Source organism: Stenotrophomonas sp. DDT-1 (assembly GCF_001580555.1).
GTDB lineage: Bacteria > Pseudomonadota > Gammaproteobacteria > Xanthomonadales > Xanthomonadaceae > Stenotrophomonas > Stenotrophomonas sepilia.
Genome location: NZ_LEKR01000015.1, coordinates 40142 through 54838, shown reverse-complemented (window position 1 = coordinate 54838; position 14697 = coordinate 40142). Strand labels below are relative to the sequence as shown.

The 14697-nt window shown below is 67.8% G+C and carries 10 protein-coding genes; 6 read left to right on the top strand and 4 right to left on the bottom strand.

The window, feature by feature from the left end; all coding sequences use genetic code 11:
- Window positions 1-5: 5 nt before the first annotated feature.
- Window positions 6-881 (bottom strand): PhzF family phenazine biosynthesis protein, encoded by an 876-nt coding sequence (locus tag AB839_RS09835; RefSeq protein WP_061479210.1) that lies wholly within the window; start codon window positions 879-881, stop codon window positions 6-8.
- Between the two features lie 75 nt (window positions 882-956).
- Here AB839_RS09835 and AB839_RS09830 point away from each other — a divergent pair, with 75 nt between their 5' ends.
- The 4 genes from AB839_RS09830 (at window position 957) to AB839_RS09815 (ending at window position 6999) form a co-directional block, all read left to right on the top strand.
- Complete coding sequence (locus tag AB839_RS09830) at window positions 957-3551, top strand: bifunctional aspartate kinase/diaminopimelate decarboxylase (RefSeq protein WP_061479209.1); 2595 nt, start codon at window positions 957-959, stop codon at window positions 3549-3551.
- A gap of 76 nt (window positions 3552-3627) precedes the next feature.
- Window positions 3628-4980 carry a UDP-N-acetyl-alpha-D-muramoyl-L-alanyl-L-glutamate epimerase gene (gene murL, locus AB839_RS09825; RefSeq protein ID WP_061479208.1) on the top strand — a complete coding sequence of 451 codons (1353 nt, stop codon included), beginning with the start codon at window positions 3628-3630 and terminating at the stop codon, window positions 4978-4980.
- The gene (gene murD, locus AB839_RS09820) at window positions 4961-6370 is read left to right on the top strand and encodes a UDP-N-acetylmuramoyl-L-alanine--D-glutamate ligase (protein ID WP_061479207.1); all 1410 of its coding nucleotides are present in this window, start codon (window positions 4961-4963) and stop codon (window positions 6368-6370) included. Before murL ends, murD begins: the two co-directional genes overlap by 20 nt.
- 95 nt (window positions 6371-6465) lie before the next feature.
- Entirely contained in the window at window positions 6466-6999 is a 534-nt protein-coding gene (locus AB839_RS09815; protein ID WP_061479206.1) for a hypothetical protein, read from the top strand.
- 59 nt (window positions 7000-7058) lie between these two features.
- Here AB839_RS09815 and AB839_RS09810 read toward each other — a convergent pair whose 3' ends face one another.
- A complete protein-coding gene (locus tag AB839_RS09810; RefSeq protein ID WP_061479205.1) occupies window positions 7059-7652 on the bottom strand; it encodes an SMI1/KNR4 family protein in 594 nt (197 codons plus the stop codon).
- Window positions 7653-7785: 133 nt separating this feature from the next.
- Between AB839_RS09810 and AB839_RS09805 the strand changes: the two genes are divergently transcribed.
- Window positions 7786-8571, top strand: coding sequence for a dienelactone hydrolase family protein (locus tag AB839_RS09805; protein ID WP_061479204.1), 786 nt, complete (start codon window positions 7786-7788; stop codon window positions 8569-8571).
- Window positions 8572-8655: 84 nt separating this feature from the next.
- Here AB839_RS09805 and AB839_RS09800 read toward each other — a convergent pair whose 3' ends face one another.
- Window positions 8656-9654, bottom strand: coding sequence for a polyprenyl synthetase family protein (locus AB839_RS09800; protein WP_061479203.1), 999 nt, complete (start codon window positions 9652-9654; stop codon window positions 8656-8658).
- 214 nt (window positions 9655-9868) lie between these two features.
- On the opposite strand from AB839_RS09800, the gene AB839_RS09795 reads away from it, so the two are divergent.
- A complete protein-coding gene (locus AB839_RS09795; protein ID WP_061479202.1) occupies window positions 9869-11482 on the top strand; it encodes an alpha-glucosidase family protein in 1614 nt (537 codons plus the stop codon).
- 220 nt (window positions 11483-11702) lie between these two features.
- On the opposite strand, the gene AB839_RS09790 is transcribed toward AB839_RS09795, so the two are convergent.
- Window positions 11703-14459 carry a TonB-dependent receptor gene (locus AB839_RS09790; protein WP_061479243.1) on the bottom strand — a complete coding sequence of 919 codons (2757 nt, stop codon included), beginning with the start codon at window positions 14457-14459 and terminating at the stop codon, window positions 11703-11705.
- Window positions 14460-14697 lie beyond the last annotated feature (238 nt).

Genomic DNA, 14697 nt, shown 5'->3' with positions numbered 1-14697 from the left:
CGGCTCTACAGCCAACGGATCTGGCCGTCGATGACCGGCTGCACCTGGCCGCCGATCCATACCGTGCCCTGCGCATCGACCTGTACCTGCACGCGACCATCGCGACCGACTTCGCGGCCCTGGCTGGCCACGTAGCGGCCCTCGCGGCCGGGCAGGGCATTGTGCTGCCGCAGCCAGGCGCCTATCAGTGCATTGGCACTGCCGGTCACGGGATCCTCGGGCACGGCGGGCGCATCAGCGGGGCAGAAGGCACGCACCACGCGGGTGTGGCCGGTGCCGGCTTCATCGGCGAAGACGGCCAGGCCTGTAGCGTCGGTGGCGAGGCTCCAGTCGGCCAGCGCGGCCATGTCCGGCAGCAGGCTGCGCACGGCGTCGGCATCGCGCAGTGGCAGCAGCCACCAGCGTGCGCCGTTGTCCCAGAGTTCGGGCACCTGCCCGTCGGCAGCGAGCGCCAACAGCGCGGCGGGCGCTCCGCCTGCCTCCGTGTCCAGTTGCCGTGCCGGCGGGCTGGCCAGCTGGATCTCCAGTGCCTCGGCCGGGCCGCTCACCCGTACTGGGAGCACCCCTGCCGCGCATTGCTGCAGCAGGGCGCCGGCGCGCGGTTGGGCCAGGCCGCAGGTCACCGCCGCCCAGGCGGCGCCGACGCTGGGGTGGCCGGCGAAGGCCAGCTCACGGGTCGGGGTGAAGATGCGGATGTGGTAATCGGCGCCGGGCGCGGTGGGGCGCAGGAAGAACACCGTCTCGGACAGGTTCAGCCAGGCGGCCAGGGCCTGCATCTGGCTGCTGGAGAGCGCGTCGGCGTCCAGGATGACGCCCAGTGGATTGCCGGTTCCGGGGCGGGGGCCGAAGACATCGAGCTGCAGGTAACGGAGGACGGCCATCTACGGGGATATTGCGCTTAGAATCAAAGGTTCCGCCCCCGAGGGCGGCTTCCCCACATTCTACATAGCCAATCCATGTCAGCTTCCCCCCTTGTCGATCGTTGGATCGTACTGAAGTTCGGCGGCACTTCGGTGTCGCGTCGTCACCGCTGGGACACGATCGGGAAGCTGGCGAAAAAACGCGCGGAAGAGACCGGATCGCGCGTGCTGGTGGTGGTATCGGCGCTGTCCGGGGTCACCAACGAACTGACCGCGATTGCCGACGGCGCGCCGGACAGCGGTGATCGCGTGGCAGCGCTTGTCGAGCGCCATGAGGGCTTCCTGGCCGAACTCGGCCTGGGCCGCGAGGTGCTGGCCGAACGGCTGGCGGCGCTGCAGGGCCTGCTCGACGATGCGCGGGCGGCCACCCGTCCGCTGGATTGGCAGGCCGAAGTGCTGGGCCAGGGCGAGCTGCTGTCCTCCACCCTGGGCGCGGCCTATCTGCGCGCCTCGGGCCTGGACATGGGCTGGATGGATGCCCGCCAGTGGCTGGACGCGATGCCGCCGCAGCCGAACCAGAGCGACTGGTCGCAGCGGCTGTCGGTGAACTGCCAGTGGCGCGCCGACGCGGAGTGGATGCAGCGCTTCCGCGCGCAGCCGACCCGCCTGCTGATCACCCAGGGCTTCATTTCGCGGCATGCCGATGGCGGTACCGCCATCCTCGGCCGTGGTGGCTCGGATACCTCGGCGGCGTACTTCGGTGCGCTGCTCGGCGCCAGCCGGGTGGAGATCTGGACCGATGTGCCGGGCATGTTCAGCGCCAATCCGAAGGACGTGCCGGACGCACGCCTGCTGACCCGCCTGGACTATTACGAAGCGCAGGAAATCGCCACCACCGGCGCCAAGGTGCTGCACCCGCGCTCGATCAAGCCGTGCCGCGATGCCGGCGTGCCGATGGCCATCCTCGATACCGAGCGCCCGGAACTGCCGGGCACCAGCATCGATGGCAGCGCCGCACCGGTGCCGGGGGTGAAGGCGATCAGCCGCCGCAATGGCATCGTGCTGGTGTCGATGGAAGGCATCGGCATGTGGCAGCAGGTCGGCTTCCTGGCCGATGTGTTCAACCTGTTCAAGAAGCACGGCCTGTCGGTGGACCTGATCGGTTCGGCCGAGACCAACGTCACCGTGTCGCTGGACCCGTCCGAGAACCTGGTCAACACCGATGTGCTGGCCGCGCTGTCGGCCGACCTGTCGCAGATCTGCAAGGTGAAGGTGATCGTGCCGTGCGCGGCGATCACCCTGGTGGGCCGCGGCATGCGGTCGCTGCTGCACAAGCTGTCGGACGTGTGGGCCACCTTCGGCCGCGAGCGCGTGCACATGATCTCGCAGTCGTCCAACGACCTGAACCTGACCTTCGTCATCGACGAGGCCGATGCCGATGGCCTGCTGCCAATCCTGCACGCAGAGCTGATCGACAGCGGCGCGATGCCGGTGGAGGAGACCGAAGTGTTCGGCCCGCGCTGGCGCGAGATTGCCGGCACCGTGCGCCCGCGCGGCACGCCGTGGTGGCGCGGCCAGCGTGCGCACCTGCTGCAGCTGGCCGATGCCGGTACGCCGCGCTACGTCTATCACCTGCCGACGGTGCGCGCCCGCGCCCGTGCACTGGCCGCGATCAAGCCGATCGACCAGCGCTACTACGCGATCAAGGCCAACAGCCACCCGGCCATCCTGCAGCTGCTGGAAGCCGAAGGCTTCGGCCTGGAGTGCGTGTCGCACGGCGAGCTGAAGCATGTGTTCCAGCACCTACCGGAACTGTCGCCCAAGCGCGTGCTGTTCACCCCCAGCTTCTGCCCGCGCAGCGAGTACGAGGCGGCGTTTGCGCTGGGCGTGACCGTGACCGTCGACAACGTGGAAGCGCTGCAGCGCTGGCCGGACCTGTTCCGTAACCGCGAGCTGTGGCTGCGCGTCGATCTGGGCCGGGGGGAGGGCCACCACGCCAAGGTCCGCACCGGTGGCAAGGAGTCCAAGTTCGGCCTGCCGATCGCCCGCGTCGACGAGTTCGTGCGCGCGGCCACCGAACTGGGCAGCCGCGTGGTGGGCCTGCATGCGCACCTGGGCAGCGGCGTGGAAACCGCGCAGCACTGGCGCCTGATGTGCGATGAGCTGGCCGGTTTCGCCCGCCGGATCGGCAGCGTGCAGACCATCGATATCGGGGGCGGCCTGCCGATTCCGTACAGCGATGAAGACGAACCCTTCGACCTGGACGCCTGGGCCGAGGGCCTGGCCGAGGTAAAGGCACTGCACCCGGCATTCCGCCTGGCGATCGAGCCGGGCCGCTACCTGGTGGCCGAATCGGGCGTGCTGCTGACCCATGCCACCCAGGTGGTGGAAAAGGACGGCGTGCGCCGTGTCGGCCTGGACGCCGGCATGAACGCACTGATGCGCCCGGCGCTGTACGACGCCTGGCATGACATCGAGAACCTCAGCCGCCAGGGCGGTTATGCCGAAGCGGCGTTCGATGTGGTCGGCCCGATCTGCGAATCCAGCGATGTGTTTGGCAAGCGCCGCAAGCTGCCGGTGTCGACCGCGCCGGACGACGTGATGCTGATCGCCGATGCCGGTGCCTACGGCTATGTGATGGCCAACACCTACAACCAGCGGATGCTGCCGCGCGAAGACGTGATCGAATGACCACCGCCCGCGCCCTGCACCCGCCCACCGACACGCCCCGCGCCCTCGCGCGGGCCCGTGCCTGACCGGATACACCATGACTGCTTTCGACAAACACCAGGTTTCCCGCTTCCGCTTCGTCCGCTGCGACTTCGCAGCGGATACCGGCGTGGCCCGGCTGGTCTACGCCTTCGACGACGGCCCGGAGATGGTGGAAACCATCACCGTGCCGGGTGCCCCGTTCGTGCTGGACGAGGCGCGCGCCGCCGCCGTGCAGCGTGCGCTGCAGCTGCTGCACCTGATTGCCGGCGTCAGCTACTACAAGGCCGGCGTACCGGATACGGTCAGCATCGACAGTTACAGCATCGATGCCGATACCGCCGCACTGGTGGAGACCATTTACCTCAATGGCCTGGGCGAATTCGCCTACCGCAACGGCCTGAACCTGCGCGGCCGCTTCCGGTTGCCGGTGCAGGGCGAGGCCGTGCAGGCGCCGGCGCTGGGCCTGCGGCCGCACGCGCTGGTGGCCATCGGCGGCGGCAAGGATTCGCTGGTCAGCATCGAAGCGCTGCGCCGTGCCGGCGTGGACGAGACGGTGACCTGGATCGGTGGCTCGCAGCTGATCCGTGCGTGCGCCGAGCGCACCGGCCTGCCGACATTGAACCTGGGCCGCACGCTGGCACCGGAACTGTTCGAGCTCAACCGCCAGGGTGCCTGGAACGGCCATATACCGGTGACGGTGGTGAACTCGGCAATCATGGTGCTGGCCGCCCTGCTGCACGGCGTGGACCAGGTCGTGTTCTCCAACGAGCGGTCGGCCAGCTACGGCAGCCAGATTCCGGGCACCGGCGAAGTGAACCACCAGTGGTCCAAGGGCTGGGCCTGCGAGCAGGCGTTCGGCAGCCATGTGCGCAAGTACGTGGCGGCGGATCTGCAGTACTACTCGCTGCTGCGCCCGATGTCCGAGCTGGCGGTGGCCCGTCAGTTCGCCAAGACCGATTTCTACGACGCGCACTTCTCCAGCTGCAACCGCAATTTCCACATCCTCGGCGAGCGCCCGGTGAACCGCTGGTGTGGCGTCTGCCCTAAGTGCCATTTCGTGTTCCTGGCGCTGGCCCCGTTCATGCCCAAGACGCGCCTGGTGCGCATCTTCGGCCGCAACCTGCTGGACGATGCCGAGCAGGCCGGTGGCTTCGATGCGCTGCTGGAATTCCAGGACCACAAGCCGTTCGAGTGCGTGGGTGAAGGCCGCGAATCGCGTGCGGCGATGGCGACGCTGGCGCAGCGCCCGGAGTGGAAGGAAGACGTGCTGGTGAAGCGCTTCTGCAACGAGATCCAGCCGCAGCTGGATGCCGCCGAACTGGAACTGGCACCGCTGCTGCAACTGCAGGGCGAGCACCGCGTTCCGGCTGCGCTGTGGGAACGGGTGCGTGAAGATTTCGAAGCTTGAAGGAAAGCGCGTCGCGCTGTGGGGCTGGGGCCGCGAGGGCCGCGCCGCGTTTGCGGTGCTGCGTGAGCGCCTGCCCACGCTGCCGCTGAGCCTGTTCTGCCCGGCCGCCGAAGTCGGGGCCGCACGCGTGGAAACACAGGGCGCGCTGGACGTCCGTGGCGAGCCTTCTGCTGAAGCGCTGGCCGCGTTCGACGTGGTGATCAAATCGCCCGGGATCAGTCCCTATCAGCCGATCGCGCTGGCGGCGGCAGCGCAGGGCACCACCTTCATCGGCGGCACCGCGCTGTGGTTCGCCGAACACGCGGCCGACGATGGCATCGTGCACGACACCGTGTGCGTGACCGGCACCAAGGGCAAGAGCACCACCACCGCGCTGGTCGCGCACCTGTTGCGCGCGGCCGGGCATCGCACCGGACTGGTCGGCAACATCGGCCTGCCGCTGCTGGAGGTGCTGGACCCGCAGCCGGCGCCCGAGTACTGGGCCGTCGAGCTGTCCAGCTACCAGACTGGTGAAGTGGCGCGCAGTGGCGCCCGCCCGCAGGTGGCGGTGGTGCTGAACCTGTTCCCGGAACACCTGGACTGGCACGGCAGCGAACAGCGTTACATCGAGGACAAGCTGCGGCTGGTGACGGAAGCCGCGCCGCGCATTGCCGTGCTCAATGCCGCCGATCCGCACCTGGCGGCACTGTCGCTGCCCGATAGTGAGGTGGTCTGGTTCAACCAGCCGCAGGGCTGGCATATGCGGGGCGACATCGTGCATCGCGGCGAACAGGCGGTGTTCGATACCCGCAACACGCCGCTGCCGGGCCGCCACAACCGCGGCAACCTGTGCGCGGTGCTGGCCGCGCTGGAGGCACTGGGGCTGGACGCGGTGGCGCTGGCACCGGCGGTGCAGGATTTCCGCCCGCTGCCGAACCGCCTGCAGCGCATCGGCGTGGCCGATGGCCTGACCTACGTCAACGATTCGATCAGCACCACGCCGCACGCCAGCCTGGCCGCACTGGAGTGCTTCGCCGGGCAGCGCATCGCGCTGCTGGTGGGCGGGCACGACCGTGGCCTGGACTGGACCGACTTCATGCAGCACATGGCGCACGATGTGCCGCCGGTGGAGATCGTGACCATGGGCAGCAACGGCCCGCGCATCCATGCCATGCTGCAGCCGCTGGCCGATGCCGGTCGCTTTGGTCTGCACGCGGCGTCGGATCTGCCCGAGGCGATGGCCTTGGCGCGCGCCGCGCTGGGGGCGCAGGGCGGTGTGGTTCTGCTGTCGCCGGGCGCGCCAAGCTTTGGTGCTTACCGCGACTACGTGGCGCGTGGCCGCCATTTCGCCGTACTGGCCGGATTCGATCCGGACAGCATCAGCGCGATTCCGGGGTTGGGTATCGCCTGATCCGCCGGATCGGGGTCGGATCCCTTTCCTCAGGAAAGGGCTCTGACCCCGGCGAGTTACCATGGGCGCATCCCCGGACGGACCCGGATAGCCGCGTGTGCACCTTCATTACCCTGTTCCTGCCCGCATCCTTATCGCACATTGAAGCCGCCGCGATCATGCAGCGCAGTGGCCGGCGCCTGTTCGCGCAGGATTCGCCCAGCCTGCAGTCAGCGGTCGGGCCCGGTTGGCAGCCGTGGTTGAGTGCCGTGCACTGCGATTGCGGCACGTCGCTGGCCTCGGCGCAGGCGGTTCGTGCGTGGAACGGCGATGCCGAACGCTGGCGCAGGAAGGGCTGGAGCGAAGCGAAGATCGCGCGCGCGTTGGCGGCGCAGTTGGCGCGGCATGAACAGGATCAGCAGGCACGCCGCGATGAAGCGCTGGACGATGCCGGCCAGTGGTTGCAGCGTATCGACGCGCTGTTGCAGGCTGGGGCCGCGCGCATCGGCCTGCTGGTGCGCGATTACGAGGGTTCGGTGGGTGCCCGGCAGCCGAAGCCGCCGGAACGCCACTGGCCGCGCGCGCATCTGGCGGCGTCGGATCTGCTGGCATTCGAGCCGGGCACGTTGCACTGGATCGAGCGTGGGTGAGGCCGTCATCCACGCATGGCGTGGATCTACTGTAGAGCCGAGCCCACGCTCGGCTGCCTTCATCCGTCTTCATCGATGAACGCGTAATCGCCATCGATCAGCTGCTGCAGATACACATCGAAGCTCCGCGCAATGACCGCATAGCTGTCCGGATCGTGCAGGTAGCGCACCACCTGGCCGACGGTGCCGCCTGGCGCGGGATCGAAATCCAGGTACAGCATCGACGTGCCACCGTTGTTCATGCAGTGCGAGAAACACAGCCGGCGGTTCATCGGCAGATCCGCGTCGATGCCCTCGCCGAGAATCTCCGGTTCCTCATCCAGCCACTCTTCGTAGATGGAACGGATGCTGTCGTCCCACTGCTGCTGGTCCTCGAAGATCTGCGCGACCGAGCGCAGGTAGTACGGGTAGCCACCGTCCTCCACGTCCGAGCCCAGCATCAGTACGCAGACCTTGCCGCCGGGGTACTCCCGGTAGTGGGTGCCATCCACGCGCGATAGGAGTTCCACCAGGCTGTCCGGCACCTGCGGCCACTGCGCACGCAGGCGCTGCAGGTCCTCGGCGCTGGCGCCCTGGACATGTGCCCACTGCGGGGCATCCTCGGCAGGCAAACGCGGGATCAGGCCAGACAGAAAGCGATCAACAGGATTCATGCGAAAAAAGGGGACGGAGGGGACTAAGTCGTATCCAACCACACCTGCGTCACGCCGCCAATGCAGAATGCGGCGCGGGAGGGGCGATTACGGCTTAATCCCCTCCGTCCCCTTTTTCTTGCGGAGCAGGCGCATGAATCGTTGGCGTTGCGGTGTGGCGATGATGCTGGGGCTGGCGGCGATGCCGGCCTGGGCGGCGATGAAGACGCAGCCGGTGGAATGGAAACACCAGGGCACGACCTTCAGTGGCGTGCTGGTCTATGACGACGGCGAGCATGACAAGCGCCCTGGCCTGGTGATGGTGCCGAACTGGAAGGGCGTGAACGAATCGGCCATCGAGAAGGCCAAGCAACTGGCCGGTGACGACTACGTGGTGCTGGTGGCCGATGTCTACGGCAAGGGTGTGCGGCCGAAGACCGATGCCGAGGCCGGGCCGGTGGCGACCAAGCTGCGCAACGACCGGCCGTTGCTGCGTGCCCGCGCGCTGGAGGCGGTGAACGTGCTCAAGGCGCAGGCCGGCAAGGTGCCGCTGGATGCCGGCCGGATCGGTGCGGTCGGTTTCTGTTTCGGTGGCACCACGGTGCTGGAGCTGGCCCGCGCCGGTGCGCCGCTGGCTGCTGTGGTCAGCCTGCACGGTGGGTTGGGTTCGCCGTTGCCGGCGCAGGCCGGTGGCACCCATCCGTCCGTGCTGGTGCTCAACGGGGCCGACGACAAGAGCGTGACCGCCGAGGACATCGCCGCTTTCCAGAAGGAAATGGACGCGGCCAAGGTCGATTGGGAGTTCACCAACTACAGCGGTGCCGTGCACTGCTTCGCCGAGCGCGACGCCAACAGCCCGCCGGGCTGCCAGTACAACGAGCGGGCGGCCAAGCGCGCGTGGAAGGCGCTGGATGAGTTCTTCGAGGAACGCTTCCGGTAATAAACGGCGTGCCGACCAACGGTCGGCACCCACCGGAATGCCGGTTTGGTGGGTGCCGACCGTTGGTCGGCACACCTCAACCCATCAATGCGAGCGCTGCACCGCGTAGCGGGCCAGGCCGCGCAGGGCAGCCACGGCGTCATTGTCGCCCAGGCCGTCGAGCGCACGCTCGGCGGCTTCGGCGTACTCTTCGGCACGGCGGCGGCTGTACTCCAGGCCGCCGGTGGCGCGGATCGCGGCCAGCACTTCCGGCATCGCCGAGGCGTCGCCGTCCTGCACGATGGTGCGCAGGCGCTCGCGGGTAGCGTCATCAGAGTGGGCCATCGCGTGGATCAGCGGCAACGTGGCCTTGCCCTCGGCGAGGTCGTCGCCCAGGTTCTTGCCCAGCTCCTCGGCGTTGGCCGAGTAGTCCAGCACGTCGTCGGCGATCTGGAATGCGTAGCCCAGGTGCATGCCGTAGTCGAACAGGGCCTGCTGGGTCGCTTCATCCACGCCGCTGGCCAGCGCGCCCAGGCGGGTACCGGCGGCGAACAGCACCGCAGTCTTGCGCTCGATCACGCGCAGGTAGGCGGCTTCGTCGGTATCCGGGTTGTGCACGTGCAGCAGCTGCAGCACTTCACCCTCGGCGATGCGGTTGGTGGCATCGGCCAGGATCTGCATCACCGGCATGCGCTCCAGCTCGACCATCAGCTGGAAGCTGCGCGAGTACAGGAAGTCGCCCACCAGCACGCTGGGCGCGTTGCCCCACAGCGCGTTGGCGGTGCTGCGGCCACGCCGCAGGCTGGACTCGTCCACCACGTCGTCGTGCAGCAGGGTGGAGGTGTGGATGAACTCGATGATCGCCGCCAGCTGGTGGTGCTCCGGGCCGGCCTGGCCGACCGCGTGGCCGGCCAGCATCACCAGCATCGGGCGCAGGCGCTTGCCGCCGGCGGAAATGATGTGGTCGGCGATCTGGTTGATCAGCACGACGTCCGAGGACAGCCGGCGCCGGATCAGGGCGTCGACGGCGGCCATGTCGGCCGCGGCAAGCGACTGGATCTGGGGCAGGCCCAGGGCGGGACGGGTGTCTTCGGTGATGGTCATGCGATCAGGCTTTCAGGCTCACCATCGATTATAGGCGCTGGCCGTGAATTCGGGCGCAAACCGGCCCGGGCGGCAATTCCAGCCCGGCCTGCGCGGCCCTTCGCGTGAATACGTATGCAGGTTGCGCCATGCCCGCGAGGCCACCGCTAAGCTTGCCGGATCAGGATTTCGGCCCGCTGCCGGCGGGTCCCGCATGCCCGGAGGGGGGCTGTCGATGTCGCACTATCCATGGTGGCGCGGAGCCGTCATCTACCAGATCTACCCGCGCAGTTTCCTCGATGCCAACGGCGATGGGGTGGGCGACCTGCCGGGCATCATCGAGCGCCTGGACCACATTGCCGCGCTGGGCGTGGATGCGATCTGGATCTCGCCGTTCTTCAAGTCCCCCATGGCCGACTTCGGCTACGACATCGCCGACTACCGCGACGTCGACCCGCTGTTCGGCAGCCTGGGCGACTTCGACCGCCTGCTGGCCAAGGCCCATGGCCTGGGCCTGAAGGTGATGATCGACCAGGTGCTGAGCCATACCTCGATCGAGCATGCCTGGTTCCGTGAGAGCCGCCAGGACCGCAGCAATCCGAAGGCCGACTGGTACGTGTGGGCCGACCCGCGCGAGGACGGCACCCCGCCGAACAACTGGCTGTCGCTGTTCGGCGGCTGTGCCTGGCAGTGGGAGCCGCGCCGCGAGCAGTACTACCTGCACAACTTCCTGGTCGACCAGCCGGACCTGAACTTCCATCACCCGGACGTGCAGCAGGCCACCCTGGACAATGTCCGTTTCTGGCTCGATCGCGGCGTGGATGGCTTCCGCCTGGATGCGATCAACTTCTGCTTCCACGACGCGCAGCTGCGTGACAACCCGCCCAAGCCGGCGGAGAAGCGGGTGGGGCGCGGCTTCAGCCCGGACAACCCGTACGCCTACCAGTACCACTACTACAACAACACCCAGCCGGAGAACCTGCCGTTCCTGGAGCGCCTGCGCGCGCTGCTGGATCAGTACCCGGGCGCGGTCAGCCTGGGCGAGATCTCCTCGGAGGACTCGCTGGCGACCACCGCCGAGTACACCCGCGAAGGCCGCCTGCACATGGGCTACAGCTTCGAGCTGCTGGTGGATGACTACAGCGCGGCCTATATCCGCGACACGGTCTCGCGGCTGGAAGCGGCGATGACCGAAGGCTGGCCGTGCTGGGCGGTGTCCAATCACGACGTGGAGCGGGCGGTCAGCCGCTGGGGCGGCCACCCGGCCGATCCGCGCCTGGCGCGGATGCTGGTGGCGATGCTGTGCTCGCTGCGCGGCTCGGTCTGCCTGTACCAGGGCGAGGAACTGGGCCTGGCCGAGGCCGAGGTACCGTTCGAGGCACTGCAGGACCCCTACGGCATCACCTTCTGGCCGAATTTCAAGGGCCGTGATGGCTGCCGCACCCCGCTGCCATGGACCGATGCGCCGTTAGCAGGTTTCACCAGCGGCCAGCCCTGGCTGCCGATTCCGGCCGAGCACCGGGCGGCGGCGGTGGCGGTGCAGGAACGCGACCCGCATTCGGTGCTGGCGGCGTTCCGGGCGTTCCTGGCCTGGCGGCATACCCAGCCGGCGCTTCTGCATGGCAGCATCAGATTCCTTGAAAGCGCCGAGCCAGTGCTGCTGTTCGAGCGTATGCTTGCAGATGAAACCCTCCTGCTGGCCTTCAACCTGTCGGCCGAGGCAGTGACCCATCCGCTGCCGCCGGGCAACTGGCAGCAGGTGGCGGTACCGGGCCCGGATGTGGGCACGGTGCAGGGCAATGAACTCCAGCTGCCGCCGCGCGCGGTGTATTGCGCCCGACGCAGCTGACCGTTTTCTCCGGTGGCGGTACTTGCGGGGACGGGGCCGAAGCGCCCCGTCCCTTTTTTGTGGGTGGGCCTTGCCGACCAACGGCCGGCATCCGCGCAAAAGAAAACCCGCTGCCTGCGCAGCGGGTTTCCGGTCCTGCTCCTGGCTTCCGTCGCCGGGCATGGCCCGGCGCTACCGATGGGGTGGTTGCCGGCCAGCGGCCGGCACTACCCGGCTGTGGTCAGAACTTGTAGTTCACGCCCAGCATGTAGGTGCGGCCCCACTCGATGTACTCCAGCGGGCGGTCCTTGCTGCCGGCGTAGGTGCGGTACGGCTCGTTGGTCAGGTTGCTGCCCTGCAGAAGCAGGGTCAGGCCACGCAGGGCACTGCTGTCGCTGAAGGTGTAGCTGATCTGCGCGTCGGTCACGTTCTCGCCGACCACGTAGCGCAGGCTGCGGTTGCCGTTGAAGTTGCCGATCTCGCCGATGAAGTCCGAACGCCGGCGCTGGCTGACGCGTGCTTCAAAGCCGCTGCGCTCGTAATACGCGGTGAAGTTGTACACGCGCTTGGACAGGCCCGGCAGGCTGATCGGGTCGCTGCCCACGCTGGACGCGCTCTCCGGGTCCAGGATGGTGATGTCGCTCTTGTTGAAGGTCGCGCTGGCCTGCACGCCGAAGCCACGCAGGCTGTCGGTCAGCATCTCCAGCGGGAACGATGCGGTCAGTTCCAGGCCCTTCAGCGTGCCGCCCTTGCCGTTCTGCGGGGCGGAGAAGGTGCCGGTGGTCAGCACCGGTGCCGTCATGCCCGGCGGCGGCACGTAGCTGCCCAGCAGCGCGGTGAAGTCGTAGTTGTCGACCGATTGGGTGTAGACGTAGCTCTTCAGGTCCTTGTAGAAGATCGCGGCGGCCACGTAGGCCTTCTCGCCGAAGTACTTCTCGTAGGACAGGTCCAGCGCGGTGGCACGCCACGGGTCCAGCAGCGGATTGCCGCCGCTGCCGCCGGGGCGGCCGGTGCCGGTGTCCACGCCGAACTCCAGGCCGGCGCGCATCTGGTCCACGCGCGGGCGCGCGACCTGCTTGGCGACGGCGAAGCGCAGCGTCTGCTGGTGCGGGAACAGGAAGGCCAGGTTCAGGCTCGGCAGCCAGTCGTTGTACGTGCGGCCCGCGGAGTAGGGCTGGATGTTGTTGCCGGCCGTTTGCGAGCTGTCCCAGTAGCGCGAATCCGAGCTCTGGTCGGTGTGCTGCATCTGCACGCCGATGTTGCCGCGCACGCCAACCACGCCGATGTCGGTGTTGATGTTCAGGCGCGCCCAGGCGGTGGTGATCTTCTCCTGCACCGTCCACGACTTGGGAATCAGGTAGTCCAGGTTGTCGACCGGGTTGAAGGTCATGTAGCGGCCCACCGCGGCGGGCACGTTCCAGGCCGGGATGGTGCCGAGGCCGGCGAAGCCGAGGTTGACCGGGCGATACTGCAGGTCCGAGGCGATGTTGGCATCGCCCTGCGCACCCAGCAGGATGTTGCCTTCGGACTGGGTCTTCACCTTGCGGCGGTCGGCGTAGTTCACGCCGATGTCGATGTCCGGCGCCCACGAGGCGATCGCTTCGGGCAAGGCGATCGTTGCGGCCAGCTTGCCACCCTTCAGGCGGTCTTCCACCTGCGGCACCTTGCCGTAGCCGGAGCCGTAGATGGTGTTGGTCAGGAACAACGCGTCGGGGTTGGAGTAGTTCAGCCCCGGGCTGATCTGCGAGAAGCCGTCCTGGCGGATCGACACGCCGACCGTATCCAGCTGCGGCATCGGCGTCAGCTGCAGGTTGTTTTCCAGGTTCAGCTCGTCGCGCGTGGCCTTGGAGTAGTTCAGGTCGGCGACCAGCTTGACGCCACTGAAATTGAACTCGTTGTTCCAGCCGAACGCGTCGATCTTGTCCTTGCGCTTGTTGTACATGCCGCGTACCAGCGGGTACACGCCGCTGGCGGTGCCGCCAGTGAACGAACCATTGGCGTTGACCTGCGGGTTGCTGACCAGCAGGCCCGGGGTGTAGTTGCCGTTGTAGTTGCTCAGGTTGAGCTCGAACTGGTTGGCGGTGTCGATCTGCTCGGCTTCGGTGTGGAATGCATCGAAGGTGCTGGTCCAGCTGTTGTTCGGCCGGAACTGGATCGTGGCCATCACGCCGTCGCGCTTGTTGTTGCCGGTGCGGCGCAGCGCCTTGATGCCATCGGAGAAGTAGGTGCCGGCACCCACGCCCGGACGGTCGCCCTTGTCGGTGTGCTCGGTGGTCCACGGTTCGTACAGGCCGACCTGGTTCTCCTGGATCGGCATGTCGCTGTGCGCATAGCCGATGGCGATGCCCAGGGTCTTGTCCAGGAACTGGTCGATGTAGCTGGCGCTGAAGCGGTTGCCGTACGGATCGGTGTTGGCGGCGCGGCCCAGCGAGCTCTTCTGGTAGCGGCCACTGACCGCGATCACGCGCTCGCCGAAGCTGAGCGGGCGCGCGGTCTGCATGTCGATGGTGCCCGACAGGCCCTGGCCGACCAGCGCCGCGTCCGGGGTCTTGTACACGGTCACGCCGTTGACCAGCTCGGACGGATACTGGTCGAACTCGACGCCACGGTTGTCGCCGGTGCTGACCACTTCGCGGCCATTGAGCAGGGTGGTGGCGAAGTCCGGCGACAGGCCGCGGACGCTGATTACCTGCGCGCGGCCCGCCACGCGCTGGGCGGCCAGGCCGGGCAGGCGCGAGATCGATTCGGCGATGCTGACGTCGGGCAGCTTGCCGATGTCTTCGGCGGAGATCGCTTCGACCACCGAGGTGGCGTCCTGCTTGACCGCGATCGCGCTCTCGATGCCGCGGCGGATGCCGGTGACCTGCACCGTATCGAGGTTGGTGGCGGCGGTGCCGGCCGGTGTGGTGGTGCTCTGCGTGGACTGTGCCGACGCCAGCGTCGGCGCCAGGACAATGGCCAGCGCGATGCTCAGCGCGCTGCGCTTGTGGTTCAACATTTTCCCCTCCCAGGCAATGTTGCAGATCGATTTGTGAGCGTTCCGGCGGCGCCGTGAACGTGCGACGCGGTGGCCGCTGTCGTCGCCGCTATGGTAGGCAGCGCGTTCTTCGCGGGAATCACCCTGCATACGTATTCAATGGCGTCTGCAGGGATGTAATCGCTTTCATGTGTCTCGTTCTGTAGAGCCGAGCCCATGCTCGGCTGCATTTCGGTGCTACGCACCGCCGCCCGAGCGT

Bases quoted from the DNA above. Each gene is read 5' to 3' on its own strand.
- AB839_RS09835 (WP_061479210.1), bottom strand. From the start codon at position 881: ATGGCCGTCCTCCGTTACCTGCAGCTCGATGTCTTCGGCCCCCGCCCC.
- AB839_RS09830 (WP_061479209.1), top strand. From the start codon at position 957: ATGTCAGCTTCCCCCCTTGTCGATCGTTGGATCGTACTGAAGTTCGGC.
- murL (WP_061479208.1), top strand. From the start codon at position 3,628: ATGACTGCTTTCGACAAACACCAGGTTTCCCGCTTCCGCTTCGTCCGC.
- AB839_RS09810 (WP_061479205.1), bottom strand. From the start codon at position 7,652: ATGAATCCTGTTGATCGCTTTCTGTCTGGCCTGATCCCGCGTTTGCCT.
- AB839_RS09805 (WP_061479204.1), top strand. From the start codon at position 7,786: ATGAATCGTTGGCGTTGCGGTGTGGCGATGATGCTGGGGCTGGCGGCG.
- AB839_RS09800 (WP_061479203.1), bottom strand. From the start codon at position 9,654: ATGACCATCACCGAAGACACCCGTCCCGCCCTGGGCCTGCCCCAGATC.
- AB839_RS09795 (WP_061479202.1), top strand. From the start codon at position 9,869: ATGTCGCACTATCCATGGTGGCGCGGAGCCGTCATCTACCAGATCTAC.
- AB839_RS09790 (WP_061479243.1), bottom strand. From the start codon at position 14,459: ATGTTGAACCACAAGCGCAGCGCGCTGAGCATCGCGCTGGCCATTGTC.